The sequence below is a fragment of the Streptomyces sp. NPDC049687 genome (assembly GCF_044465285.1).
In the GTDB taxonomy this organism is placed as follows: domain Bacteria; phylum Actinomycetota; class Actinomycetes; order Streptomycetales; family Streptomycetaceae; genus Streptomyces.
Genome location: NZ_JBITLN010000004.1, coordinates 1 through 25,592, shown reverse-complemented (window position 1 = coordinate 25,592; position 25,592 = coordinate 1). Strand labels below are relative to the sequence as shown.

Annotated in this window: 22 protein-coding genes; 14 read left to right on the top strand and 8 right to left on the bottom strand. The window is 72.1% G+C overall.

The window, feature by feature from the left end; all coding sequences use genetic code 11:
* Positions 1-119: 119 nt before the first annotated feature.
* Positions 120-1,928: a S8 family peptidase gene (locus ACIBVL_RS14470; protein WP_399097327.1), complete on the bottom strand. Its 1,809-nt coding sequence runs from the start codon at positions 1,926-1,928 to the stop codon at positions 120-122.
* 366 nt (positions 1,929-2,294) lie between these two features.
* Between ACIBVL_RS14470 and ACIBVL_RS14465 the strand changes: the two genes are divergently transcribed.
* Positions 2,295-3,245: a lytic polysaccharide monooxygenase gene (locus tag ACIBVL_RS14465; RefSeq protein ID WP_399097324.1), complete on the top strand. Its 951-nt coding sequence runs from the start codon at positions 2,295-2,297 to the stop codon at positions 3,243-3,245.
* A gap of 18 nt (positions 3,246-3,263) precedes the next feature.
* Here ACIBVL_RS14465 and ACIBVL_RS14460 read toward each other — a convergent pair whose 3' ends face one another.
* Complete coding sequence (locus tag ACIBVL_RS14460) at positions 3,264-3,899, bottom strand: Tat pathway signal sequence domain protein (protein ID WP_399097321.1); 636 nt, start codon at positions 3,897-3,899, stop codon at positions 3,264-3,266.
* 686 nt (positions 3,900-4,585) lie between these two features.
* On the opposite strand from ACIBVL_RS14460, the gene ACIBVL_RS14455 reads away from it, so the two are divergent.
* Both ACIBVL_RS14455 and ACIBVL_RS14450 read left to right on the top strand, forming a co-directional pair.
* Positions 4,586-5,254, top strand: coding sequence for a DUF6230 family protein (locus ACIBVL_RS14455; RefSeq protein ID WP_399097318.1), 669 nt, complete (start codon positions 4,586-4,588; stop codon positions 5,252-5,254).
* Positions 5,251-5,703 carry a DUF6114 domain-containing protein gene (locus tag ACIBVL_RS14450; RefSeq protein WP_399097315.1) on the top strand — a complete coding sequence of 151 codons (453 nt, stop codon included), beginning with the start codon at positions 5,251-5,253 and terminating at the stop codon, positions 5,701-5,703. Before ACIBVL_RS14455 ends, ACIBVL_RS14450 begins: the two co-directional genes overlap by 4 nt.
* Positions 5,704-5,784: 81 nt before the next feature.
* On the opposite strand, the gene tatA is transcribed toward ACIBVL_RS14450, so the two are convergent.
* The gene (tatA, locus tag ACIBVL_RS14445; protein ID WP_399097915.1) at positions 5,785-6,036 is read right to left on the bottom strand and encodes a Sec-independent protein translocase subunit TatA; all 252 of its coding nucleotides are present in this window, start codon (positions 6,034-6,036) and stop codon (positions 5,785-5,787) included.
* Between the two features lie 80 nt (positions 6,037-6,116).
* On the opposite strand from tatA, the gene ACIBVL_RS14440 reads away from it, so the two are divergent.
* Positions 6,117-7,685 carry an LCP family protein gene (locus ACIBVL_RS14440; protein ID WP_399097312.1) on the top strand — a complete coding sequence of 523 codons (1,569 nt, stop codon included), beginning with the start codon at positions 6,117-6,119 and terminating at the stop codon, positions 7,683-7,685.
* Here the strand turns inward: ACIBVL_RS14440 and mgtA are convergent.
* Entirely contained in the window at positions 7,676-10,174 is a 2,499-nt protein-coding gene (gene mgtA / locus ACIBVL_RS14435; protein ID WP_399097309.1) for a magnesium-translocating P-type ATPase, read from the bottom strand. The two genes, ACIBVL_RS14440 and mgtA, sit on opposite strands and share 10 nt — an antisense overlap.
* Positions 10,164-10,523, bottom strand: a complete 360-nt coding sequence (locus ACIBVL_RS14430) for an ArsR/SmtB family transcription factor (RefSeq protein ID WP_399097306.1) — start codon at positions 10,521-10,523, stop codon at positions 10,164-10,166. The genes mgtA and ACIBVL_RS14430 overlap by 11 nt, the downstream gene beginning before the upstream one ends.
* 352 nt (positions 10,524-10,875) lie before the next feature.
* Here ACIBVL_RS14430 and ACIBVL_RS14425 point away from each other — a divergent pair, with 352 nt between their 5' ends.
* The 5 genes from ACIBVL_RS14425 to ACIBVL_RS14405 all read left to right on the top strand — a co-directional run bounded on the left by ACIBVL_RS14425 (position 10,876) and on the right by ACIBVL_RS14405 (position 16,026).
* Positions 10,876-11,898 carry a substrate-binding domain-containing protein gene (locus ACIBVL_RS14425; RefSeq protein ID WP_399097303.1) on the top strand — a complete coding sequence of 341 codons (1,023 nt, stop codon included), beginning with the start codon at positions 10,876-10,878 and terminating at the stop codon, positions 11,896-11,898.
* A gap of 83 nt (positions 11,899-11,981) precedes the next feature.
* Positions 11,982-14,654 carry a nitrate- and nitrite sensing domain-containing protein gene (locus ACIBVL_RS14420; RefSeq protein WP_399097300.1) on the top strand — a complete coding sequence of 891 codons (2,673 nt, stop codon included), beginning with the start codon at positions 11,982-11,984 and terminating at the stop codon, positions 14,652-14,654.
* 11 nt (positions 14,655-14,665) lie between these two features.
* Positions 14,666-15,100, top strand: coding sequence for a roadblock/LC7 domain-containing protein (locus ACIBVL_RS14415; protein ID WP_055638744.1), 435 nt, complete (start codon positions 14,666-14,668; stop codon positions 15,098-15,100).
* Between the two features lies 1 nt (position 15,101).
* Positions 15,102-15,458: a DUF742 domain-containing protein gene (locus tag ACIBVL_RS14410; RefSeq protein ID WP_399097297.1), complete on the top strand. Its 357-nt coding sequence runs from the start codon at positions 15,102-15,104 to the stop codon at positions 15,456-15,458.
* A complete protein-coding gene (locus ACIBVL_RS14405) occupies positions 15,445-16,026 on the top strand; it encodes a GTP-binding protein (protein WP_399097294.1) in 582 nt (193 codons plus the stop codon). Before ACIBVL_RS14410 ends, ACIBVL_RS14405 begins: the two co-directional genes overlap by 14 nt.
* Before the next feature lie 7 nt (positions 16,027-16,033).
* On the opposite strand, the gene ACIBVL_RS14400 is transcribed toward ACIBVL_RS14405, so the two are convergent.
* Positions 16,034-16,450, bottom strand: coding sequence for an ankyrin repeat domain-containing protein (locus ACIBVL_RS14400; RefSeq protein WP_399097291.1), 417 nt, complete (start codon positions 16,448-16,450; stop codon positions 16,034-16,036).
* Between the two features lie 206 nt (positions 16,451-16,656).
* Between ACIBVL_RS14400 and ACIBVL_RS14395 the strand changes: the two genes are divergently transcribed.
* Positions 16,657-18,027 (top strand): glycoside hydrolase family 43 protein, encoded by a 1,371-nt coding sequence (locus ACIBVL_RS14395; protein ID WP_399097288.1) that lies wholly within the window; start codon positions 16,657-16,659, stop codon positions 18,025-18,027.
* A gap of 13 nt (positions 18,028-18,040) precedes the next feature.
* Here the strand turns inward: ACIBVL_RS14395 and ACIBVL_RS14390 are convergent, their stop codons facing one another.
* A complete protein-coding gene (locus ACIBVL_RS14390; protein ID WP_399097285.1) occupies positions 18,041-19,765 on the bottom strand; it encodes an aromatic amino acid lyase in 1,725 nt (574 codons plus the stop codon).
* Between the two features lie 10 nt (positions 19,766-19,775).
* Entirely contained in the window at positions 19,776-20,735 is a 960-nt protein-coding gene (locus ACIBVL_RS14385) for an ABC transporter substrate-binding protein (RefSeq protein WP_399097283.1), read from the bottom strand.
* Between the two features lie 338 nt (positions 20,736-21,073).
* Between ACIBVL_RS14385 and ACIBVL_RS14380 the strand changes: the two genes are divergently transcribed.
* Genes ACIBVL_RS14380 through ACIBVL_RS14365 form a run of 4 tightly spaced genes read left to right on the top strand, consistent with a single transcriptional unit; the run spans position 21,074 to position 25,394 of the window.
* The gene (locus ACIBVL_RS14380) at positions 21,074-23,851 is read left to right on the top strand and encodes an ATP-binding protein (RefSeq protein WP_399097280.1); all 2,778 of its coding nucleotides are present in this window, start codon (positions 21,074-21,076) and stop codon (positions 23,849-23,851) included.
* The gene (locus tag ACIBVL_RS14375; RefSeq protein ID WP_399097277.1) at positions 23,848-24,324 is read left to right on the top strand and encodes a roadblock/LC7 domain-containing protein; all 477 of its coding nucleotides are present in this window, start codon (positions 23,848-23,850) and stop codon (positions 24,322-24,324) included. Before ACIBVL_RS14380 ends, ACIBVL_RS14375 begins: the two co-directional genes overlap by 4 nt.
* A 34-nt stretch (positions 24,325-24,358) precedes the next feature.
* Positions 24,359-24,808, top strand: a complete 450-nt coding sequence (locus tag ACIBVL_RS14370) for a DUF742 domain-containing protein (protein ID WP_399097274.1) — start codon at positions 24,359-24,361, stop codon at positions 24,806-24,808.
* Positions 24,795-25,394 carry a GTP-binding protein gene (locus tag ACIBVL_RS14365; protein WP_399097271.1) on the top strand — a complete coding sequence of 200 codons (600 nt, stop codon included), beginning with the start codon at positions 24,795-24,797 and terminating at the stop codon, positions 25,392-25,394. Before ACIBVL_RS14370 ends, ACIBVL_RS14365 begins: the two co-directional genes overlap by 14 nt.
* Positions 25,395-25,592: the final 198 nt, after the last annotated feature.

Here is a 25,592-nt window from a genome sequence, read left to right as displayed (position 1 = left end):
ACGGGGGGGGGGGGGGGGGGGGGGGGGGGGGGGGGGGGGGGGGGGGGGGGGGGGCGGCGGGGGGGGGGGGGGGGGCGCCCCCCCCCCCCCCCCCCCGCCCGTTCCTGTCATGCTCTGTCTCAGAAGGTCAGCTTCCAGCTGTTGAGCGTGCCCGTGTCCTGCGCGGCCACGTCCTGGACCTTCAGCTTCCAGGTGCCGTTGGCGGCCTCGCCGGAGGCGTCCACCGTGTAGGTGGTGTTGACGTTGTCCGCGGAGTCCGAGGAGCTGGAGGACTTCAGCCGGTACGTCGAGCCGTCCGGGGCCACGAGGTCGACGACCAGGTCACCGCGGTAGGTGTGGGTGATGTCGACGGCGACCTTCAGGGTCGAGGGCGCGTTGCCGCTCAGCCCGCTGACGGCGATCGAGGAGGTGATCGCCGAACCGTTGTCCGGGATGGCGACCGCGGTGGTGCTGGAGAAGGTGGTGCCGCCGGTCGAGCCGCCGGAACCGCTCACGGCCGCCACGGTCTTCGCCGCGTCCGCCAGACCCGCGCCGCAGCCGCCGGAACAGGCGCCGGGCAGCGCCCGGGCGTTGTTCTTGATGGCGGTCTCGATCTGGGCCGGGGTCAGCGCGGAGTTCGCCGACTTCAGCAGTGCGACCAGGCCCGCGATGTGCGGGGTGGCCATGCTGGTGCCCTGGTAGTAGGCGTACGACTCGGAGGACGGCGTCTTGGTGCCGGAGTTCAGCGTGGACAGGATGCCGTTGGCGGTGCCGGTGCTGGTCTGGCCGCCGGGCGCCGAGATGTCCACCAGGGAGCCGTAGTTGGAGTAGGACGCCTTGGCGCCGGAGCGGTTGGTGGCGGCGACCGAGATGACGTTGTTGCAGTTGCCCGGCGAGTGGTTCGCGACGTTGTCGTTCTCGTTGCCCGCGGCCACGACGACGGTGGTGCCGCGGTTCACGGCGGCGGTGATCGCGCTCTGCGTCGCGGAGGTGCACGCCCCGTCGCCGCCCAGGCTCATGTTGATGACCTTGGCGACGTTGGAGTTGGCGGGCACGCCGGAGACGGTGCCGCCGGACGCCCAGGTGATGGCGTCGATGATGTCGGAGTCGTAGCCGCCGCACTTGCCGAGGACGCGGACCGGGGAGATCTTCGCGCCGTACGCGATGCCCGCGACGCCCTTGCCGTTGTTCGTGACGGCGGCGATGGTGCCGGCCACGTGGGTGCCGTGCCAGGAGGAGTTGCTGGCCGGGATACCGGAGCCGCACTCGTTGGCGGCGTAGTAGTCGCCCGGGTCGGCCGGGTTGCTGTCGCGGCCGTCGCCGTCCACCGAGACGGCGGTGTCGGCGATGAAGTCGTAGCCGCCCACGATGTTCGCGGCGAGGTCGGTGTGGGCGACGTAACCGGTGTCGATGACGGCGACGGTGACGCCGGTGCCGGTCGAGGTGGACCAGGCGCCCGGGACGTTCATGCCGGCGGTGGCCTCGAAGAGGTCCCACTGCTTGGCGTACTCGGTGTCGTTCGGGTCGGCCTTGGGCTTGTTGAGGCGGTCCGGAACGACGTAGGCGACCTGCGGGTCGGCCCGGTACCGGGCGACGACGTCGGCGACGTCCGCCTTGGTGAGGTCCTCGCCCAGGTCGACCAGGGCGGCGCCGGTGCCGAGGCGGCGCCGGAAGTCGACGTCCTCGCCGGCCTGCCTGCCCTTGGCGGCGGCGTCGGCCTCGGCGGCCGCATTGGAAGTGGACTCGTCGGCACCGGACTTGTAGCCGACGATGAGACGCTCGGCAGGGGTGCCGGGCGCGGCCTCGGTCTGGGCGGTGGGCACGGCGGAGGCCGCGGGGACGGTGTCCTGCGCGGCGACGGCGGAGGCGGTGGACGCGGCGGTGAGCAGGGCCGCGGAGAGGGCGGCGGCGGATATCAGCTTCCGTCGCAGGGCGGGTGAGGTGCGCAAGGGCGTGCCTTTCGTGGCCCGCTCCGGGCGAGCAGCGCGGAGCAGCGGTCGATTCGCTTCGACGGCGAAGCGGAGGGGGGTGAATCGCAAGGGGCTGCGTGGCGCGTTCCCTTCGTCCGCCCGGGGGCCGGGCGGGCGGGAAGCGTCAGGCAGGCCCTGGGGCAGGCCTGGCTCGAAGCGAACCCTGTCAGGGGTTACCTGTGGGTCGGCTGTGCAGGAACGATAGGCAAAGGAATGGTCATCCGGATACAGGGGAAACCCTTGATCCGGCCGGAAACCCACCCTTGACCGCGCTGAACGCGCCGGGCCGGATTCCCGTACTGGACTGAACAGACCCTTCCCGCGCCGGCCCAGGAGACGTCCCCGATGCCCCGGATGACCGCCCGGACGACCGCTCACCGCACCGCCGCCCTGGCGGCCGCCGCCGTGAGCCCGCTGCTGCTGAACCTGTGGGCCGCCGGGCCGGCCCTGGCCCACGGCGCGCCCACGGACCCGGTCAGCCGGGTGTACGGCTGCTCCCCCGAGGGCGGCCGGGCCGGGACAGCGGCCTGCAAGGCGGCGGTCGCCGCCAACGGGGCGCCCTTCACCGCCTGGGACAACCTGCGGGTGGCGAACGTGAACGGCCGGGACCGGCGGACGATTCCGGACGGGAAGCTGTGCAGTGGCGGTCTGCCCGCCTACAAGGGCCTGGACCTCGCCCGCGCCGACTGGCCGTCGACCCGGCTGACGCCGGGCGGGACCCTGCGGATGACGTATGCCTCGACGATCGCGCACACCGGGACGTTCCGGCTCTATCTGACGAAGGCGGGGTACGATCCCGCGAAGCCGCTGACCTGGTCCGATCTGCCCGACCGACCGTTCGCCGAGGTGAAGGACCCGGCGCTGACGAACGGGTCCTACCGGTTCAGCGTGAAGCTGCCCGCCGACCGGACGGGGCGTCAGGTGCTGTATACGATCTGGCAGAACAGCAGTACGCCGGACACCTACTACTCGTGCTCGGACGTGGTGTTCACGAAGGCCGGCGTAGCGGCGGGAACGGAGAGGGGAACCGGGAAGGAAGCGGCGACGGACCAGGCGTCGCCGACCTCGGGTACGACGACGCCCGCCGCGACCAGGACCCCGGCCGCCGATGCTCCGTCGGCCACCAGCGACGCCCCGCCCGCGCAGGCCGCCGCGGCCACACCCGAAAGCACCCCGGTGGCTTCCGCCACCGGGGCCGGTTCCGGTCCGTCCGCGCCGCTGCTGGCGGGCGGCGCCGCCGCGGTGCTGGTGCTCACCGGCGGCGCCGCCCTGGCGCTGCGTATGCGCAGGCGCTGAACGTTTCCCTCTGCGCCCTTAGTTGACGACGACCACGTCGGTTCCGTCGGTCACCGGGGCGTACTTGGCGGTGAAGTAGCCGGCGGCGGGGCAGAGCGTGGAGCCGGACGTCCTGGTGAACGCCTGGTTGGTGAAGGCGATGCTGTTGTCGTCGTTGCTCGCCGTGCCGGACAGACCGGGCGCCTGGTAGACGCAGGTGACGCTGCCCAGCAGGGTGCGCAGGACGACGGTGGTCTGGACGGTGGAACCGCTCGGCGGGGTGACGGTGACGGTGCCGTCCGAGGAGACCGTGGTGGTGTACGGCAGGTTGTTGACGGTGATGCTGGTGACGCCGGTGACACCGAGGACGTTCGAGGTGCAGCTGCTGAAGGTCTGCCCGGTGAGCGACTCGGTGGCGGTGCCGGGCGCGGCCGGGTTGTCGGTGACCGTGGCGCTGAACGTGGACGCGGCACAGGAGATGCCGCTGGTGCCGGTCGCGCTGTTGTACAGCGTGGCGGCCGTGCCGGTGGCCAGGGAGGCGTTGAGGACGTCACCGACGGCGACGTCCCCGTTGGCGGTGGTCAGCACCGCGCCGGCCGCGGAGGCCGGGGTGACCGCCGGGAGGGTGAGCGCGACGGCGGTTCCGGCGACGGCGAGGAGGGAGCGGATGCGCATGCGGGTGCCTTCTTTCTGAAGTGGGGGGCGTTTCAGGGGAGTTGATCGAATCAAGAGGTGCCGTTCGCAACGTGGGGGACGCGAGTCGGCGTCCGCCGTTGCCGGCCCGTGACGCCTTCTCCGTACGTGACGGACCGGCAACGGCAGCCGGCCGGTGACCGGACGGAGGCACTGGGGGGTGACTCCGGCCGGGCCGGGCGGGAGGGGCGGCCGGACGCGGCCCCGCGGGGGGAAGCGGCTGCGTTCGGCGCCGTGAAGGGGTCGGACTCGGGGCGGATACGCCCGTACTGGTGGAGGGTCCGGGAGCGCGACGGTCGCCGCGCTGCGGATCCGGCGCCACGGATCCGGGCCGAGCCGCGGATCCGGGCTGAGCCAGGGAGAGTTGTAGACCTGAGTGTCAGTCAACGTCAATACATTGCGAGCAAGTTGACGGTCCAGCAGATTTATGCACGGAACATGTAACGGACTTGATCCACAGCTGGCACATGATGAACACTCTTTTTCCACATCTCCCTTGACCCCTGGGTGTAACCATCGGTAACTTCCTCGTTGGCTACTGCTGCGTAACGTGAAAGCCCTTTCGGCTTCCGGGAGTTGCGAGGAGGCGTGCGCGGCAGCCGCTGTCCGCGCCAGGACAACGCGCCACTGAAGCCCAACCCGCACCACTCAAGCGCATGGGAGCAGACATGGCCTCGTCCCCGGACGTCACGTCGTCCGCCGACAACACCCCCGGGAACCCGGAAAGCGGTTCCCCAGGCAGACGCGGCCGGGTCCGGCTGCGCCGGGCCGCAGTAATGGCGGTGCCGGCCGCCGCGGTCGCCGCCGGCCTCGCGATCCTCACCGCCGAGGGCGCCCTCGGAGTGCAGTTCTCCATCTCCGGCATGCCGTTCGTGGTCACCGCCGACAAGCTCGACGGTGACGGCTTCGAGCAGTTCGGCGCCTTGGACCACATGATCGAGAACAGTCCCAACCAGGGCGACACCGGCGGCCAGGTCCTGGTCGTCACCTCGGTCGTCAAGGACGGCGACATCACCAACATGTGCCAGAGCGTCGACCTCGGCGGCATCCAGCTCATCCTCACCGCCGGCGGCAAGGGCAAGCCGGTGCACGTGGAGAACCTGGCCATCGACTCCGATGTGATCAAGGGTGACGCCGAGTTCCACGGCATCGAGATCGGCAGGGACTCGAGCGAGTTCAAGAAGGCCGGCGTGGCGGGCCCCGAGGGCGTCTACGGCCAGCAGGCCGACACGGTCGTCATCAACAACCTGTACCAGCACAACTACGCGGCCACGGCCGGCGTCTTCAAACTGCCCGACCTGCACATGCGCTTCGACACCGACGGCTGCCCGCGATGACACCGGCGGACCAGTGGCGCAGTGACTTCCGCGCGTGGCGCGGGCGTCGCCCCTTCGTGGGCGGTGTCCTGCTCGCGCTCGGCGGTGCAGAGATCCTGGTGACGATGAAGGCGCCGCTTCCGGTCATCCTGCACATCGGCATGCAGGGCCTCGCGGGCTATCTTCTGCCCACGCTGATGCTGGTCTGCGGCCTGCTCATCCTGTTCAACCCGGCCCAGCGGCTGTTCTACTCCGTGCTCGCCGTACTGCTCTCCCTGGGCACGTGGGTGACGTCCAACCTCGGCGGCTTCATGGTCGGCCTGCTGCTGGGGGTCGTGGGCAGTTGCGTGACCTTCGGGTGGCTGCCCGACCAGGAGCCGCGGGTCAGCCGCCGCAAGCGGCGCAAGGCGGCCCAGGGTGCGGAGGCGCTGCGGCAGCCCCCGCTGTCAGGAGCGGGCGAACCCGCCTGAGCCGCGCGCCGCACCCCACCGGCGGGGCCGGGACGACCCGCGAACAGCGGGCGGTCCCGGCCCCGCCGGTTCTCCTGGTGCTCAGTGCGGGGTCGCGGACGGCTCCGCCGGGGCGGTCGTGACGACGGCGTCCGCTCCGACAGCCGCCGCGCCGGCCGCACCCGTCCCGCCCTCGGCGCCTTCCGCCTTCATCGCCTTGGCCTCGCTCTTGAGGATGCGCATCGACTTGCCGAGGGCGCGTGCCGTGTCCGGCAGCTTCTTCGAGCCGAACACCACGATGACGACGAGCGCCACCACCAGCAGGTGCCAGGGCTCCAGTCCGTTGCGAAGCATGCTCACGACCTCTCCATCAGCAATGGTTGCTACATTGCGCAACTGTACAACCCAGTGCGCGATGTGAAGAGGGGCCGCCGATGACCGTCACCAGCACTCGCAGGGCCGCGCCCCCGAGGCACCGCGGTGGAGGGGGCACGGGTCGCGGGGGTGGAGGGGCCCGTGCCGCCGCGCGCGAGCGCCGGCGCCGGCGCGGCCGCCGGGTCCGCCTCGCGCTGGGGTTCTGCCTGTCCCTGCTGGTGCTCGCGGCCGCCGGAGCGGGCTGGCTCTATCTGCGGCTCGACGGCAACATCACCACGTTCGACTCGGGCGGGCTCTCCGACAACCGCCCCGCGGCCGGTTCCTCGAAGGGCGAGAACGTCCTGGTCATCGGCTCCGACTCCCGCACCGACGGCAACGCGGCGCTCGGCGGCGGCGACAAGACGGCGATAGGCCGCTCCGACACGACGTTCCTGCTGCACGTGTACGCCGACCACCGGCACGCCCTGGCCGTCTCCATCCCCCGCGACACCCTGGTCACCGTGCCGCCCTGCAAGCTCCCGAACGGCAGCTGGACCGGGACGCAGACGGACACGATGTTCAACGCGGCCTTCTCCGTGGGCGAGACCGACAAGGGCAACCCCGCCTGCACCCAGAACACCGTCGAGAGGCTCACCGGCCTGCGCGTCGACCACACGGTCGTCGTCGACTTCAAGGGCTTCGCCGCGCTCACCCAGGTGGTGGGCGGGGTGAAGGTGTGCCTGCCGAACGACGTCTACGACAAGGACCTCAGCCCGAACCGCGCCACACGCGGCAAACTGCTCTTCAGGAAGGGGGAGCAGACCGTCTCCGGGAAGAAGGCGCTGGACTACGTCCGCATCCGGCACGGCATCGGCGACGGCTCCGACATAGGCCGTATCAAGCGCCAACAGGCCTTTGTGGCAAGCCTGTTGAAGGAGGTCAGGAGCAACGGTCTGACCCCGACGAAACTGCTCCCGCTCGCCGAGGCCGCGACGAAGTCCCTCACCGTGGACGCCGGCCTCGGCTCCGCCGACAAGCTGATCTCCTTCGCGATGTCGCTCAAGGACATCGACCTGCACAACACGAAGTTCGTGACGCTGCCCTGGCGTTACCAGGGGGCGCGGGTCGCGATCGTGCAGCCCGACGCCGACGAGCTGTTCGCCGCCCTCAGGGCCGACCGCACGATCGACGGCAAGAACGCGAGCGGGAAGAAGACGAGCGGGGCCACCCCCTCGCCCCCGGGCGCGTCCTCCCCCGCCCCGGTCTCCGGCGCAGGCATCGACGTCACCGTCTACAACGGCACGACCGTCACCGGTCTCGGCGCCCGCGCCGCCGCACAGCTCACCGCCGACGGCTTCACGGTCACCGGTACGGCGACGGCCGGCTCCCAGGACCACGTCACCACGCTGGTCGAGTACGGCGCGGGCGAGGAGAGCCGTGCGCACACGGTGGCCGAGGCGTTCCCGGGCGCCGAGCTGGAGCCCGTCACCGCGGCCGGGATCAACGTCGTCCTCGGGCAGTCGTACGCGGACACGGCCGGGTCCGCCGCTCCGGCGGCGTCGGCGACGCCGACCGCGCTGCCCACCGAGGTCGCGCAAGGGGCTCGCTCCGCCGACGACAACCCGTGCGCGAACCTGACCTACGGCTGACGCCGGCGTCGCACCAGCAGGCGCAGGGCCAGGGCGTACAGGGCGAGGACGGCGGTGAGCAGCAGGTAGTAGGGCAGCGGCAGCGGTGTCATGCCGAGCCTGCCGCCGAGCGGGCTCGGCGGCAGCAGCAGGCCGACGGCGCCCAGGAAGGCGGCGGCCCGGCCGACGGGGCCCCCTCCCGGGGTTCCCCGGCCGGTGCGCAGCAGCACCATCACCAGGGCCTGGGTGAGCAGGTTCTCGGTGAACCAGGCGGTGTGGAAGACGGCCCGGTCGTCGACGGCGTCGGGGCCGTTCAGGGCGAGCGCGAGGACGGCGAAGGTGGCGAGGTCGGCGACGGCGTTGAGGGCGCCGAAACCGGTGAGGAACCGCAGGAAGGCGCGGGGCCGGAGCCCGGCGGGGCGGCGCAGGGCGGCGGCGCCGGGACGGTCGTACGCGAAGGCGAGCTGGGCGGCGTCGAAGCAGAGGTTCTGCACGAGCACCTGGGCCGGGAGCATCGGCAGGAAGGGCAGCAGCAGACCGGCGGCGAGCATCGCGAGGACGTTGCCGAGGTTGGAGGAGAGGGTGACACGCAGATAGGAGGCGATGTTTCCGCTGCTGTGGCGGCCGGCGGTGATCGCGTGGCCGACGGCGCCGAGGTCCTTCTCGCCGAGGACGACGTCGGCGCTCTCCCGGGCGACGGCACAGGCGGAGCGCGGGGCTATGCCGACGTCGGCGGCGCGCAGGGCGGGGGCGTCGTTGACACCGTCACCGAGAAAGCCGACGGTGTGACCGGCCGCGCGCAGGGCGGCGACGACGCGCGCCTTGTCGGCGGGGGTGCAGCGGGCGTGGACGACCGTGCCGACAGCGGGGCCCGGAACAGTCTCCGAACCCGTCACCACCCGGTCCGGCTCCAGGCCGAGTTCGCGGCAGACCCGGGCGGCCGTGCCCGGGTGGTCGCCGGTGAGTACCTGCAGGGCGACCCCGCGGGCGGCGAGGTCCCGCAGGGCCTCGGGGGCGTCCGGGGCGAGGGCGTCCTGGAAGGCGACCAGGCCGCGGAAGGTGAGGCCGCGTTCGTCGGCGGGCGTGTACGCGCGCGTGCGAGCGGGTCTCTCGGCGGTGGCGACGGCCAGCAGCCGCAGTCCGCCGTCCGTCTCGCGCGTGGCGAGCGCGTCCAACCGGGCGCGCTCCCCCGGCTCCAGGGAACACCGGTCGAGAACGTCCTCCACGGCGCCCTTGACGATCAGGACGTGGGTACCGGGGCGGGGGCCGCGGACCACGGCGGTGGACAGGCGCCGTACGGGGTCGTGGGGGACGGCGTCCAACCCGTCGTACGTCTCCTCCGTCGCCGCCTCCAGCAGCGCCTCGTCGAGGGCGTCAGGCTCGGGGAGTTCGGCGAGCTGGAGGGTCCACCAGGCGTTGACGCCGGCCCAGTGCAGCGGGGCGGGGTCGTCACGGCCGTCCGGGCCGAGGGAGCGGGCGACGACCGGGCGGTCCTGGGTGAGAGTGCCGGTCTTGTCGACACAGAGGACGTCGATCGCGCCCAGGTCGTGCAGGGCGGGCAGCCGTTTGACGATCACGCCGTTCGTGCGGGCGAGCAGGGCGGCGCCCCGGGCCAGGCAGGTGGTGACGATCACCGGGAGCATCTCGGGTGTGAGGCCGACGGCCACCGCGACGGCGAAGGGCAGGGTCTCCAGGCCCCGGCCGCGCAGGGCGGCGTTGGCCATCAGCACGAGGGGCGGGGTGAGCAGCATGAAGCGGATCAGCACCCAGGAGATGCCGTGCACGGACCGGTCGAACGCGCTCGCCTCCCGCCGTACCGGCCCGTCGAGCGCGGCGGCGAACCGGGTCCGCGCCCCGGTGGCGAGGACGACGGCGGTGGCGCTGCCCGAGGCGATGTCACCGCCCTGGAAGCAGAGGTGGGACTCGTGGAGAGGGCCCGGGGCGTCCGCCGCGGATTTGGCGACCGGTGCCGACTCTCCGGTGAGGGCGGCCTGGTGCACGGTGAGGCCGCGGGCGCGCAGCAGCCGTACGTCGGCGGGGACGAGGTCGCCTGGGCCGAGCCGGATCACGTCGCCCGGCACCAGTTCGGCAACGGGCACCTCGCGGGGCCGGGGCGGTGCCCCGTCGGCCGGGCGGCGCAGCACCGTGGCCGTGCCCGCGACCAGTTCCCGCAGCCCGGCCAGGGAGCGGTCGGCGCGGTGCTCCCCGCTCGCGCGCAGCGCACAGCTGACCGCGACGAGGGCGAGGATCACGGTGGCGGTGCCCCAGGAGGCGACGAGGGCGCAGACCAGGCCGAGACAGAGCAGTACGGCGGTGAAGGGGTCGCGTGGGCCGCGCAGCAGCAGCCGGGGCCAGGAGGCCGGACGGGTGCCGGGAAGCGTGTTCCCACCGGTTTCCGCGAGGCGGGCGGCGGCCTCGGTGTCGGTCAGCCCGCGCGGGCCGCTCTCCAGCCGTCGCAGCGCCTGCAGGGCCGTGCCGTCGGCGTCGGCCGCGGGTGCCTCAGAGGCCACGGAGGCGGACGGCCGGGCGCTCGGCCCCGGCGGCGAGGCCGGCCCGCTCGGCTCGCTCGGTGAGGCGGCCCACGGCGAGGCGTACGACGTCGACGACGTCGGGGTCGTCGACGAAGTAGACCTGTCGGCGGCCCTCGCGGCGGGAGCGGACGAGGCCGGCCAGTTTCAGCTTGGTCAGGTGCTGGCTGACGGCGGGCAGCGCGCCGCCGACCCGCTCGGCGAGCCCCGTCACATCGCTCTCGCCCTGGGCCAGCGCCCACACGATGTGCAGCCGGGGCGGGGAAGCGAGCAGCCCGAAGGTCTCGGCCGCCTGCCCGAGCACGTCGGCGGAGGGATCCTCGAACGCCACGGTGGTCGACCTCCTCTGCGGGGCGCGGAACCGGTTCAGTCTAGGACGCGGGACCTCCCCGGCCGACCTGTCCCGGCACCGCGAGGCCGGCATCGCGGGATCCTGCCCTCCCCTGCCCCACTTTGACGATCATTCAACCCACCTGCGGCTATGCTCCTTTCGTCCCGCCGGCCCCGTCCCACATCACAATGCGGCAGCAGCACCTCACCCCGAGTGGTTGTTTACTTGACTACCAGCGGTCACACACGGTTGGCTCCGAGCCAGCGACAGCCTCTCGCCGGGGCACGCCCCGACGCTCCGGCGGCGCTCGCCCCGTCCGCATGCTCTGCCGCACAGCGAGGTGCAGCCTCCCATGAACAGTCCCCTCCCCGTTCCGCCATCCCGGAGATCCCCCGGATCTGCGGGAGCCGTACGTCTGACCGTCCTGGTGGCCGTCTGCTGCCTCCTCCTCGCCGGCTGCTCCGCCGCCGCCTCGTCCGGCCCGGACACGGACGGCGCGGGTGGCTCGGGCGGCCGGATGAAGGTCGCGCTGGTCACCCACGGCGCCAAGGGTGACGCCTTCTGGGAGCTGGTGCGCAGGGGCGCCGAGGCGGCGGCTGCCAAGGACAACGTCGAGCTGACCTACACGAGCGACGCCGACGCCGCCGGGCAGGCCGAACTGGTGCGGGACGCGATCCGCGACAAGGTCGACGGCATCGCGGTGACCCTGGCCAAGCCGCAGGCGATGAAGAGCCCGGTGGCCGCGGCCAAGGCGGCCGGCATACCCGTGGTCGGCCTCAACTCCGGTATCGACGCCTGGCAGTCCGCGGGACTGCTGGAGTACTTCGGCCAGGACGAGAGCGTCGCCGGCCGGTCCGTCGGCGAGAAGCTCGACAGCCTCGGCGCGAAGCACGCGCTGTGCGTCATCCACGAGCGGGGCAACATCGCCCTGGAGGCGCGCTGCGCGGGCGTGAAGAAGACGTTCTCCGGCGAGACCGAGATGCTCTACGTCGACGGAACCGACATGGACGCGGTGGCCGCCGCCGTGACGGCCCGTCTCCGGCAGGAGCCCGACATCGACGAGGTGATCACCAACGGGGCGCAGTTCGGGCTCGCCTCGGTGAAGGCGGCGCAGACGGCGGGCAGCAGGGCCAAGGTCGCCACCTTCGACCTCAACAAGGACCTGGTGGGGGCCGTCCGCGACGGCAGTGTGCAGTTCGCGGTGGACCAGCAGCCGTACCTCCAGGGCTACTTGGCCGTGGACTCGCTCTGGCTCTACAGGACCAACGGCAACATCAGCGGAGGCGGTGTGGCCCCCGTACTGACGGGGCCGGCCTTCGTCACGAAGAACAATGTCGCCGCCGTCGCGCGGCTCGCCGCCGACGGGACCCGCTGACCCTGCGTTCCCCCGGTCCCCGACCCGCCCCCGCTTGCCCCTCCTCCCTCCTCTCCCCCCCCGCTGATCGCCCTAGGACGACTATGTCTCCACGGACAGGTGCCCGGCGCCGCCGTCTCGGCTCCATACGTCTCTCCCTGATTCTCCTGGCACTGGTGCCCGGCGTCACCCTCGCCGCCATGTGGGGTGTGACGACGATCCAGATGTTCTCGGAGGGGCTGCGGCTGCGCGCCCAGACCGAACTGAGCCGGTCGACCGGCGCCATGGGCACCGAGGCCACCCTCGCGCTGCAACAGGAGCGCAGTGTGTCGGCGGCGTGGCTGGCCTCCGAGCCGGCGGGCTCCCGGGCCGCCCTGGAGGAGGCCCGCAGGAAGACGGACGCGGCGGTCGCCAAGCTGGTGGGCCAGGCCGACGAGATCCAGATGGCGCCCGCCCGCGTCAAGGACCGGATGTACTCGGTGGTGGCCTCGGTGAGCAGCCTGGAGTACTACCGGGGCCAGGTCGACGACCCCACGGACATCACCCCCGCCCAGGCGCTGGACCAGTACACCTCGATCATCGACGACCAGATCCACGCCTTCGAGGAGCTGTCCCAGGTCGACGACGGCGACCTCACCTCGCAGGCCGGCCCACTCGTCGCCCTGGAACACGCGGCGGAGCTGGTCTCAGAGGAGGACCTGCAGCTCACCCTGGCCGGGCCGAAGGGGCGGATGGACGAGAAGACGTGGTCGGCGTTCGCGCAGCTGGTGAGCACGCGCCGCTGGCTGGTCCAGGACCAGATCGTGCCCTCGCTCACCGGTAGGGCGAAGGAGCAGACCGAGAAGATCCTGACGAGTTACCAGTGGCAGACCCTGCTGGCCGTCGAGGACAAGGTGCTGGCGGCCCGGACGGACATGAGCGGGAACGGTTCCGTCGCCCTGCCGGACGTGCGCAAGCAGTGGCGTGCCGCGCTCATCGAGGTCTCCGACCAGTACTCGGGGCTCATCCGCCAGCAGACGACGGCGCTGCTCGAGCGCAGTGGGGGGGAGGCGCGCGGGCTGCTGATCAAGGCCGGTTCGCTGAGCGCCGGAGGGCTCGTCGCCCTGCTGCTGTGCGTCGGCATGTCCTGGCGGATCACCCGCTCGCTGTCCCAGCGGCTGCGGGGGCTGCGGATGGCCACGCTGAGCCTGGCACACGAACGTCTCCCGGATGTGGTTGCGCGGCTGGACCGGGGAGAGACTGTCGATGTGGACTCGGCGACTCCGCCGCTGGACTACGGCGGCGACGAACTCGGCCAGGTGGCCAAGGCCTTCAACACGGCCCAGCGCACCGCCGTGCACACCGCGGTCGAGCTCGCCGACACCCGGCGGGGTTTCCAGAAGGTCATCCTGGGCATCGCCCGGCAGAGCCAGAACCTGGTCAACCTCCAGCTCAGCAAGCTCGACGCGCTGGAGCGCGCGCACCAGGACCCGGAGGTCCTCAAGGGGCTGTACGAACTCGACTCCACCGCGAGCCAGTTGCGCCGGTACGAGGAGAACCTCGTCATCATCAGCGGCGGCCGGCCCGGTCGCAGCTGGTCGGAGCCGGTGGTCCTGATCGACATCCTGCGCAGCGCGGTCGGGGAGGTCGCCCAGTACCAGCGGGTGGAGGTGCACACCGAGGAGGAGGTGTACGTCGCCCCGCCCGCCGTGGCCGACGTGATCCATCTGCTGGCCGAGCTGATCGACAACGCGACCTCCTACTCTCCCGCGCCGAGCCCTGTCGGAGTACGGGCGGCCATGGTGGCCAAGGGGCTGGCGATCGAGGTGGAGGACCGCGGGCTCGGTCTGTCCGAGGAGGACTACGCCTCGTTCAACGCGCAGCTGGCGGTGCCCCCGCAGTTCGACGTGGTGGCGCTCGCCGACGACCTGCGGCTCGGCATGTTCGTGATCGCCCGGCTGGCCAACCGCCACGGCATCGCCGTGACGCTGCGCTCCTCGCCGTACGGCGGCACCACGGCGATCGTCCTGCTCCCGCACGACATCGTGGTCCGCGAGGCCCCGGTCGCCGACTCCCCGGGAACCGGCACCACCCGCACGCCGGCGGGCGCCGACTCGCCCGCGCCGGAAACCCGCCTCCCGTCCCCCGCGCCGGCCCCCTCGGAGCCGCTGCGCGAGCCGCTCGGCACGACACTTGAGGCGTCCGGCGCGACACCGGAGCCGCCCGGCACGACACTTGAGGCGTCCGGCGCGACACCGGAGCCGCCCGGCACGACACCGGAGGCGTCCGGCGCGACACAGACCGGGTCCGACCCGACTCCGGAGCACAGCAGGCCCGCGCCCGAGGGCGGCACGCGCCTCCCACGACGGGACAAGTCCGCCGCGGCGCGCAACGCCTCCCCCCGGGCGGGCCGTGCGGAGGACCCGGTACGCGACTCGGCGCTCCCGGCGGACGGCGAGCCGGACACGGCCCACGACTCCGTGCCGCCGGTGGGCGGCCGGTCCGACGGGCTTCGTCCCTTGCCCCGGCGGGTCCCGCAGACCAGTCTCGCCGCCGAGTTGCGGGAGGAGGCGGTGCCCGTCGAGGAGGACTCCTTCGCCGACGAGTTCACCGCGGAGCGAGCGGCCTCCTCCCTCTCCGGTTTCCAGCGCGGCACGCTGCGGGCGCGCGACGACGCCGACGCCGAGGTGCCGTCGGCCGCGCCCGAGGAGACGGTGGCCGCCGCGCAGGCCCCCGGCCCGGCGGTCACCGCCGCAGGCGCCGCCCAGACCCCGACCCCGCCCGCCGACCGCTCATGAAGGACACCGCGATGACACACTCCATCCCCGCCACGAACACCCAGCTCGACCAGTTGCTCACCGGCCTCGTGGACCGGGTGGCCGATGTGAACCAGGCCGTCGTGCTCTCCGAGGACGGGCTCGTGGTCAGCAAGTCCACCGGGTTCCTGCGCGAGGACGCCGAGCGGCTTGCGGCGACCGCGTCCGGCCTGATGAGCCTCAGCAAGGGCGTCAGCATGGACTTCCGCGGCGGCCCGGTGCGCCAGGCGCTCATCGAGATGGCCAACAGCTATCTGATCCTCACCTCGGCGGGGCCGGGGGCCCATCTGGTGGTGCTGGCCGGCTCGCACGCCGACGTCGGCGTGGTGGCGTACCAGATGAACATGCTGGTGAAGAAGATCGGCGAGCACCTGAGCGCGGCGCCGCGGACCGGCATCGGTCCCGCCGTCCGCGGCAACGGCGGGTGAGGTGAGCCAAGGCGACGAATCAGGCCGGCTCGTCAGGCCGTTCACCCTCACCGGTGGGCGGACCCGGCCCAGCCGCGCCGACTTCACGCTCATCACGACGGTGACCGCGGTGGACCCACCGCCCGAGCGCGCCGCCCGGCCGCAGCCGGAGCACTCCCGGATCCTGCGGCTGAGCGCCCGGCCGGTCGCGGTGGCGGAGCTCGCGGCCCATCTGGACCTGCCGGTGAGCGTGGTCGTCATCATGCTCTGCGACCTGCTGGAGGCGGGCCTGATCACGGCCCGGCCGCCCCGTCCCGTCTCCGGCCCCGCGGACCTGGACCTGCTGCAGAAAGTGAGGGACGGCCTTGGCCGGATCTGAGCCCACCGCCGCGACGGTCACGGCGCCCGACACGGTGAAGATCCTCATCGCCGGCGGCTTCGGCGTCGGCAAGACCACCATGGTCGGGGCGGTCAGCGAGATCGCGCCGCTGCGCACGGAGGAGCCGCTGACGGTCGCGAGTCTGGACGTCGACGACCTGAGGGGCATCGAGGAGAAGCGGTCCACCACCGTGGCCCTCGACTTCGGGCGGATCACCATCGGCGCCGACCTGGTGCTGTATCTCTTCGGCACCCCCGGTCAGCAGCGGTTCTGGTTCATGTGGAACGACCTGGCCGTCGGCGCCCTGGGCGCGGTGGTGCTGGTCGACGTGCGCCGGCCGGAGTCCAGTTTCGCGGCGATCGACTTCTTCGAGCGCCGGAACATTCCCTTCGTCGTCGCGGTCAACGGCTTCCACGGGCAGCATCCTTATCCGGCGGACGAGATCAGGGAGTCGCTGGCGCTGCCCGCGGACGTTCCGGTGCTGTTGTGCGACGCACGGGAACGGGAGTCGTGCCGGGACGTGCTGATCGCCCTGATCGACCGGGTGATCGCCGGCGTCGCTCCCTGACACACGGTCAGCGGGCTCCCGCCGCGCGGAGCACCGCGACGGTCTGCGGGTGCGGGCCCGCCTCCGCCCACCGCAGGGGCGTCCAGCCGGCGCCGTGGTCCTCGCGGAGGCCGGGGTCGGCGCCATGGGCCAGAAGCGCGCGCACGGTCTCGGTGTGGCCCCAACAGGCCGCCGCGCACAGTGGGGTTCCGTCCGCACCGGGGCCGGCGCTCTCGGCGTCGGGCGGGGCGCCGGCCGCGAGCAGCCTGCGGGCGATGCCGACGGCCCCCTGAACGCATGCCGCGTACAGCGGGGTCGTGCCGTCGGCATCGGCCGCCGCCGGGTCGGCTCCGGCCCGCAGGAGCCGCTCGACCCGGCGGCCCTCGTCGAACGTCGCCGCGGCGACAAGGCTTCTCGTCAGTTTCTTCTGCCGTCTTCTGTTCACGGCGGCCGAGGGTAACCCGGTTCGTCCTCCGTGATCGCCCGCTTTCCCATGGGCGGCGCACCACCAGAAGGCGGAAACCCGCCAAGCCTGTCCCAGTGATTGACCTGATTCCCTCCTGCCCCTACTTTCTGACCGGCTCACCGAACCTCGTTCGATATATCGGCCCATCGGGAGCCCAAGGGCACCCGCACCCCCGTGGAGAGCACATGACCCCCAACCCCTCCCGCCGTCTCGTCCTGGGCGCGGCGGCCGCCGTTCCCGTCGCCCTGACCCTCGGCACCCCGGCGGCCCACGCGGCCGACTCGGCATACGTGATGGGCTACTTCACCGAGTCGACCAACCTGGGCGACGGCACCGACTACGGCCTCCATCTGGCCGTCAGCACGGACGGGCTGCGCTGGATGCCGCTCAACCAGAACAACCCGGTGGTGACCCCCACCGAGGGCGCGCTGGGGCTGCGCGATCCGTTCATCCTGCGCAAGCAGGACGGCACGTTCGTCGTCCTCGCCACGGACCTGAAGGGCACCGACTGGTCGTACGTCAGTCAGTACGTCCACGTCTGGAACTCCACCGACCTGCGCACCTTCACCGGCTACCACCGGCTGAAGCTGCACGACATGAACACCCACAGCTGGGCGCCGGAGGCGTTCTGGGACGCGGGCCGGGGCCAGTACGCCCTCATCTACTCCGCCGTCAACAGCAGCGGCCACAACGTGATCATGGTGAACTACACCACCGACTTCGTCACGGCCTCCGCGCCCCAGGTCTTCTTCGACCCCGGCTACGACGTGATCGACGGCGACATGGCGGTGGGCGTGAACGGCGTCAACTACCTCTACTTCAAGAAGAACCAGACGCTGGTGGGCGCCCGCTCCACCTCCCTCGCCCCGGGCAGCTTCACGGAGTTCAGCACGGGCGTCGCGCACGGCGGCACCGAGGCCCCGACCCTGGTCAAGTCCCTGACGTCCGGCACGTGGTGGCTGTGGGGAGACACGTACACGCCGAACGGCGTCTTCTACGCCTGGCAGTCCACCGACCTCTCGGCGGGCACCTGGACGGCGCTCGACCAGCGGACCTACACCCAGCCGGTCAACTCCAAGCACTGCGGCATCACGACGATCACCAGCACCCAGTACACCAACCTCGTCGCGAAGTGGGGCGCCCCCACCTGGAACCGGCTCAAGTCCTACAACTATCCGGCCCGCTACGTCCGCCACTCCAACTACGTCGGCCGTATCGACGAGTATCCCGTCGAGCCGTACAAGGACTCGCTGTGGACGATCGTGCCGGGCCTCGCGGACAGCTCGGGCGTCTCCTTCCAGTCGGTCAACTACCCGACCCGCTATCTGCGGCACTACAACTACCAGCTCCAACTGGACGTCAACGACGGCACGTCGACGTTCGCGGGCGACGCGACCTTCTACCGCACGGCGGGCCTGGCGGACTCGGGCTGGTCGTCGTTCCGCTCGTACAACAACCCGACCCGCTACATCCGGCACTCGAACTACGTCCTGCGCATAGACCCCGTCTCGACGACGACCGAGAAGCAGGACGCCACGTTCTACGTCGGCTACTGAGTACCGCTCGGAGTCACAAGTCGGCGAGCGTGGGCAGTAGTCCGGCGGCCGCGGTGAGGTCTCCGGTCAGGGGGCGGTCGTCCGTGCCGAGGGGCAGGGCGGCCGTCGCCACCGTGAAGGCGGCCATCTGCGGCGGCACCGGCCGCAGGCGCAACGCCCGTACGGCGGTGACGAGTTCGCAGGCGAGGACGGTGACGTAGGCGTCCGTGGCGCGCAGGGTCTGGCGGGCGGCCTGGCCCGCGAAACTGGCGGCCTCCTCCAGACCGTGCGAGAGGACGGCGTGCCCGGCCGAGGCGGGGGCGGTGCACGAACGCAGCTCCGCGAGGGCGGAGTTGGCCGTGTACTCCAGAATCATCGTGCCCGAGCTGCTCGCGGGTCCTGCGGCGAGGAAGCCGGGCAGGCCGGTGAGGGCGGGATCGCCCAGACCGGACAGACGGGCCACGCAGAGCTGGGCGGTCTGCAGCAGGGCGAGGTTCGCCCCGTCCAGGGCGAGGCCGAGGGGTGCCGCGAAGAAACCGCCGTGATGGTAGGCGGTGGTGTCGGCGGGCGTCACAAGGGGGTTCTCGGAGGGGCAGTTGACCTCGACCTCGACCACCGTGCGCAGCCGTTCGCAGGCGTCCAGGGCGCACCCGTGGGCCTGTGGGAAGGCCCGGAAGCCGAACGGGTCCTGGATGCGCCGGCCGGGTGTCCCGGACGTCCGGCCGTCGGCCCCGAGCAGCCGCCGCACCTCTCCGGCGGCGCGTGCCGCGCCGGGGTAGGGACGCAGCGCGTGCACGGGAGCCGCGTACGCCTCGGCCGAGCCCGACACCGCGGCCAGGGAGAGCGCGGCGACGGCATGCGTGGCACGCAGCAGTACGTCCAGTTCGTGCTGGGCGAGCGCGGCCTGCCCGAGCGCCAGGGCGTTGCTGCTGAGCAGCGCGAGAGCGTCACCGGGTCGCAGGGTGACGGGGGCGGGCAGGGAGAGGGGCGCGGGCAGGACCGCGGGCTCGGCCTGCGCGGTGGCGACGGGCCGGGTGGCGGAGTCCGTCGGGGTGGGGCCCGGGGGGCCGTCGCGCCAGGAGGTGTCCGGCCGGCCGGCCGGGCAGGCGTCGGAACCGGTGTCCGTTCCGGGGGCACGCCGGTCGCCGGCCGGCCAGGCGTTCTCGACGGTGCCGTACGACTCCTCGTCCGGGGCGCCGGCCGGCCGGGTGCCCCGGGTCCCGGTGTCCGCGCGGTCGGTCGGGTCGCCGCCCACCCAGGGCCGTTCACCGATGAGGGTGAGGCCCGTCTGGGCCAGGGCGGTGAGGTCGCCGGTGCCGATGCCGCCGTACTCGTTGACCGCGGGGTGGACGCCCAGGCGCAGGGCCTCGGTGAGGGCGTCGACGAAGGCGGGCTGGATGCCGGAGCCGCCGGCCAGGAGCTGGTTGGCGCGGACGGCGAGCATCGCGCGCACCTGGCGGGCGGGCAGCAGCGCGCCCGAACCGCCCGCGTGACTGCGCAGCAGGCGCATGCCGTGCGCGGTCTCGTCGGCCTCCTCGACACTCACCGAGCGGTGCGCGCCGACGCCGGTGCCCCGTCCGTAGAGCCGCCCGGACGCGGCGAGGCGCTGGGCGGTCCGCCAGGAGCGTACGGCCCGTTCGCGGGCCTCGGGGGCCACGGCGGGCACGGCCTCACCGTCGGCGAGCGCGGTCAGCTCGCCGACGGTGAGGGTGGTGCCGGTCAGGACGACCCGGGGCGGTCCTTGTGTGGTCGCGTCCAACTCGCCGACGTCAGCCGAGGCCCGCCGACTTCAGCCAGGCCTTGGCGACGTCCAGCGGGTCCTTGCTCTCCAGCTGCACCTGGGAGTCCAGGTCCAGCAGGGTCTTGGTGTCGAGCTTGGCGGAGACGGCGTTGAGCGCGTCGACGCCCTCGTCCGAGAGCCCGCTCTTGTAGACCAGGGGCGTCACGTTCGCGAAGCCGAAGAGGTTCTCCGGGTCCTGCAGGACGACGAACTTCTCCTTCGTGATGGTCGGGTCCGTGGTGAAGATGTCCGCGGCCTGCACGGTGTTCTTCTTCAGCGCGGCCTGGGTCAGCGGACCACCGGCGTCGAGCGCCTTGAAGGACTTGAACTTCAGGCCGTACACCGACTCCAGGCCCACCATGCCCTGCTGCCTGGTCTGGAACTCGGGCGAGCCGCCGAGGACCAGGTCGGGAGCGATGTCCTTGAGGTCGGCGAGGGTGGACTCCGACGTGAGCTTGTACTTGTCGGCCGTCGCCTTGTTGAGGGTGACGGAGTCCTTGTCCTCGGCCGGGGAGGACTCCAGCAGCGTCAGCTTGGAGTCGAGCTTGGCCTTGGTGGCGGCGTTCACGGTCGCGAGGGACTTCTGCTCGGCCTTCGCGTCGAGGTAGGCCAGCAGTGAGCCGTTGTACTCCGGGAGAACGGTGATGGAACCGTTCTTGAGCAGGCCGTACGTGGTCTCGCGGCTGCCGATGTTGGGCTTGTAGGACACCTTGATGCCCTTGGCCTTCAGTGCCTCGCCGTAGATGTCGGCGATCAGGATGCTCTCGGCGAAGTTGTTCGAGCCGACGACGACGGTCCCGTTGTCCGCCTTGTCTCCGGCGAGCGGGTCGGACTTGTCGTCGGAGGAGGAACATCCCGCCAGCAGGGCCGTCGTCGCGGCGAGCGCGACGGCCGCCGCGCCGGTGTTCCTGAAGGACCTGGACCTGCTGCTGTGGGCGTTGGAAGTCACGGTTCCGTTCCGAGCTCTGGGGGGCGATGAGGAACTGACGAGGTGGAAATGGTCGGTGTGGTCCGTCGAGAGCCGACGAGACGCTGAAACACTCTGGGCTGATCCAAGCCACCGTGTTCTTGATCAGTCAAGTGCCGCATGGTTACCGATTGGCTTCGATTCATGGTTACTTGTGTGTTGTTTAGAAGCACTTCCCGGGGTTTTCGGGGGCGCTTCGTAATGGATTCTTGACGTAGGGCGACTGCTCGATCGATCGGGGAAGCGATATCGTCGCCGGAGTTGGCGTCGGCCACACGCGTGCAACGGCACGCCCGCACCACCCCTTCGAAGGAGGCCCGGTGTCCACGAAAGAGGTGGACGCGCCTGCCCGTTCGGCATTCCCGGCACCGCCGTCCGTGCGCCGGAGCCTGCGGGGGTTCGCCGACCGATGGCCCTTCCAGCGCAAGCTGAACCTGCTCGTCGGTATCCCGCTCACGGTGATCGCCCTGCTGCTGACGTACTTCTTCGTCGACCTGGTGCAGGAGTCCAACCGCGCCGAGGACGCCGCCCAACTGGTGCGTGACAGCACCCAGGTGGCCCGGCTCGTCGCCGAACTGCAGGACGAGCACCAGCAGGCGATCCTGCTGTCGGTGCGGCACGAGGCGTCCTTCGACGGCGGCACACCCTCCACGCTCGGCTACCGGCAGGCCCAGAGCACCGTGGACGCCCAGGTCCGCAAGGTGGTCGAGACCTTCGGCGACCGGCTGCCGGACAGCGAGGCCCAGGCGCTCAGGGAGGTCGAGGGCCTGACCGGCCTGCGGTCCACCATCGAGCAGGGCTATCTGCCCGCCGACAACATCGACCCGGCGTACGCCGGCGCCGCCCAGGCCCTCATCGACGGGCTGGGCCTGGACCGCGACTCCACGCTGGCCACCACCTTCACCGGCAACCTGCTCGACTCGCTGCTGCGCGCCGACGCCGCCCACGGCGCCTACGAGACCGGCGTGTTCTCCGCGCGCACCGGCGACAGCAACGCGCTCATCGAGTACACCGGCGCGGTCGGCGCGTACGAGGTGTACACCTACCAGGCCGAGCGGTTCAGCCGGTTCGCCACCGAGGAGCAGGCCGACGAGCTCGGCGGCATCGAGCACAACTCCTCGCAGGCCACCATCGGCCAGCACTTCGCCGAACTGGCCGTCGACCCCAGCGCGTTGCAGGCCCAGTCCAAGTCCGAGATCCGCAGCTCGTTCCGGGACGCCCTCGCCTCGTACCCCGAGTACAACGCGCAGGCCAAGACCCGGCTGAAGATCACCACCTCGCTCATCGACCAGATCGCCCACCGCGCCGAGGACGCCTCGACCAGCGCCCAGTGGCGCGCGGGCCTGCTGCTCAGCCTGGCGCTGATCTGCTTCGCCCTGTGGATCGCCTTCTCCGTCCTGGTACGGCGCTCCGTGGTCCGCCCGGTGCTGGCGCTGACCGGGGCCGCGCAGGAGGTCGCCGACGTCGCCGGGCGCGAGCTCGCCCGGGTCGCCGACGACGACGCCGAGGAGACCGGTTCACCGCGACTGCGCGAGCTGCCGGTCACCGCGGACGACGAGATCGGTGAGCTGGCCGAGGCCTTCAACAACGTGCAGACCACCGCGGCGGCGCTGCTGGAGCGCCAGGTGCTCAGCCGTCGCAACGTCGCCGAGATGTTCGGCAACGTCGGCCGCCGCGTCTCCAACCTGACGACCCGCCAGCTCGCGCTGATCGACGCGGTGGAGCGCGGGGAGACCGATCCGGCGCTGCTGGAACGCCTCTACTCCATCGACCACATCGCGGTGCGCCTGCGCCGCAACGCCGACAGCCTGATGCTGCTGGCCGGTATCCGGGAGACCGTGCTGGACTCCGGCCCGACGGCGCTCACCAACGTGGTGCGGGCGGCGCTCGGGCAGATCGAGGGATACCAGCGGGTGCGGCTGCACGCGGGCACCGAGGTCATGGTGGAGCCCGACATCATCGGCGACCTGACGCTGATGATCGCCGAACTCCTGGAGAACGCGGTGTCGTTCTCGCCCGAGGGCAGCCCCGTCGAGGTGCGGGTCGCCACCGACCAGGGCGGCGCGTCGATCACCGTCGCCGACCACGGCCTGGGCATGAGCGCCGAGCGCCTCGCCGAGGAGAACGCCCGTCTGGTGCGCCGCGAGCGCCTCGACCTCGTCCCGACGAAGGTGCTCGGCCTGTTCGTGGTCGGTGCGCTGGCCCGCCGCTGGGACGTCGACGTCACCCTCTCCCGCACCCCCGGCGGCGGTGTGACGGCCGAGATCCACATCCCGTCCACCCTGCTGCTGACGCTCAGCGGCGTCGGCGTACGGCCCGCGGCGTCCACCGCGCAATCGCTGCCGGCCCCGTCCGCCCCCGCCGCCGGGCCGTCCCCCGCGGCCTCGCTCCCGGCCCCGAGCTCACCCACGGCCGAGGAGGCGACCTCCCTCCCCCGCCGGGTCCCACGCCGCGAACAGCCGTCGTGGGCCGAGCCGGAGCCGGAGAGGAGACCGGAACCGGGCCGCGCGGACGCGGAAACGGAAGCTCACGGTCGTCCCCCCGAAGCGGGTCCGCACGACCGTACGGCGGCCCCCGCGCTCCCGCGCCGCACGACCGGGCCCGCCACCCCCGCCACCGCCACCCCCGCCACCGGCGACCACGCCGCCCCGCACGAGGCCACGGCGGCGGAGCGCCACCGCGACGCCGGTACGCCGGCGCCCGACAGCCGTACGACGGTCCCCACGGCCCACACCCGTACGCCCGAGCCCGCCTTCGCCCAACCCGCCTCCCCGCGGGGCGCGGAGCCCCCGGCTCCCGACGACGGTCCCCGGCCCCTTCGCCGGCGGGTCCGGGGAGCGACCCTGCGGACGACCGTGGACGCCGCCGCCCAAGCGACGGCTCGGCGGGCCGTGCGGCCCGCCGACGCGGAGGCCGTGCGCAGCGCGCTGGAGGAGTTCGAGGAGGCCGTGGAACGCGCCCATCGCGACACCGGAGGCGACACGGGTGAGTACCCGAGCCCCGGTGACACGTACCACCCGCACGACCGACGGGTCCCGGACGACCACCGGAACCCCCCGCACCACCAGAACCACCTTCCGGAAGGAGCCGAGCAGTGAGCACGTCGACAGGTGAGACTCCCACCGGAGACGCCACGCCGACCGATCTGCGGGCCGCCGCAGCCGACTTCACGTGGCTGCTCAACCGTTTCGCCACCGAGACCGCGGGAGTCGTGGACGCCATCGCGGTCTCCTCCGACGGCCTGCTGATCGCCGTGTCGGAGCTGCGCGAGCACGCCGACTCCGAGCGGCTGGCGGCGATCGTCTCCGGCATCACCAGCCTGGCCGCGGGCGCCTCCGGCAACTACGGTCTGGGCGGCCTGAACAAGGTCATCATCGACTTGGAGGGCGGCCATGTCCTGGTCTCCGCGATCGGCAGCGGCGCCGTCCTCGGCGTGGTCACCGACAAGGAGGCCAAGCTGGGCAACATCGCCTACGAGATGACGGTGTTCGCCAACCGCGCCGGCGCGGCGCTGAGCCCCCAGCTGGTGCTGGAGCTGAAGAACAGCGTCGGCACCACCAGGTCCCGCTGAACCGCCGGCACCGTAGAGGAAGCGAACACCACCGATGGCGGACGGGCGCACACCGCGCGGCACCGGCGAGGATCCCCTCGGCCCGGTCGGCCCGGTCGGCCCCGCGCCCGCCGTACGGCCCTTCCTGGTCACCGCCGGCCGGGTCGCGGGCGGGGGCGCGGCGTCGTCCGGCCGGACGATGCCCGTGGAGACCCAGCTGGTGGCCACCACCGACGGGCTCGACGCGCTCGGCGGGCTCTCCTTCGAGCAGCACGACATCGTCGCCGCCTGCCGGGTGCCGCAGTCCATCGCGGAGATCGCGGCCCGTCTGCGGCTGCACCTGAACGTGGTGCGGGTCCTCGCCGAGGACCTGCGGACGGCGGGGCAGCTGTCGGTGCACGTGCCCGACTCCGGCGTCACCCACGACGCATCCGTCCTGCGCAGGGTTATCGATGGCCTCAGGGCCATCCCCGACTCCCGGGGGGTACTCCGTGACTCCGACTGAACCGCTCGTCCGGCCCGCCGCCGGCCAGGCCGCCGTACGGCCGCCGCTGCCGGTGAAGCTGGTGATCGCGGGCGGCTTCGGCGTGGGCAAGACCACCGCCGTCGGCGCGATCTCCGAGATCGAGCCGCTGACCACCGAGGCGGCCATCACCGAGGTCGCGGCGGGGGTGGACGACCTCAGCCACACCCCGCGCAAGACCACGACCACGGTGGCCATGGACTTCGGGTGCATCACCATCGACCCGACGCTGAAGCTGTACCTGTTCGGCACGCCCGGGCAGGAGCGGTTCGGCTTCATGTGGGACGACATCGTGGAGGGCGCGGTCGGCGGGCTGGTCATCGTCGACACCCGCCGTCTCGACGACTGCTACGCCGCCGTGGACTACTTCGAGCACAAGCAGATCCCGTTCGCCGTCGCCGTGAACGCCTTCGACGGCCGGGTCGAGCACTCGCTGGACGAGGTCCGCTGGGCCCTCGACGTCTCCGACGGCGTCCCGGTGCTGGTCTTCGACGCCCGCGAACGCGGCTCGGTGCGGGACGCTCTGCTGGTGGTGCTGGAGCAGGCACTGGCCCGCTCGGAGAAGTGAGCGGGGGGACAACCCGAGCCCGGTGGGGGAAAGTCGACTTCCCTCCACCGGGCTCGGGTTGCCGCTGACTCAGCCCCGCGTCCGCGGCATGATCCGCCGGACAGGCCTAGGGCGTGTTTCGAAAGTAGCGTCGTCCGCCCGGAGGGCGGGGCCCGCGGCGTCTGGTGCGGTGCATCGCAAGGCGGAGGGTCGTCCGCG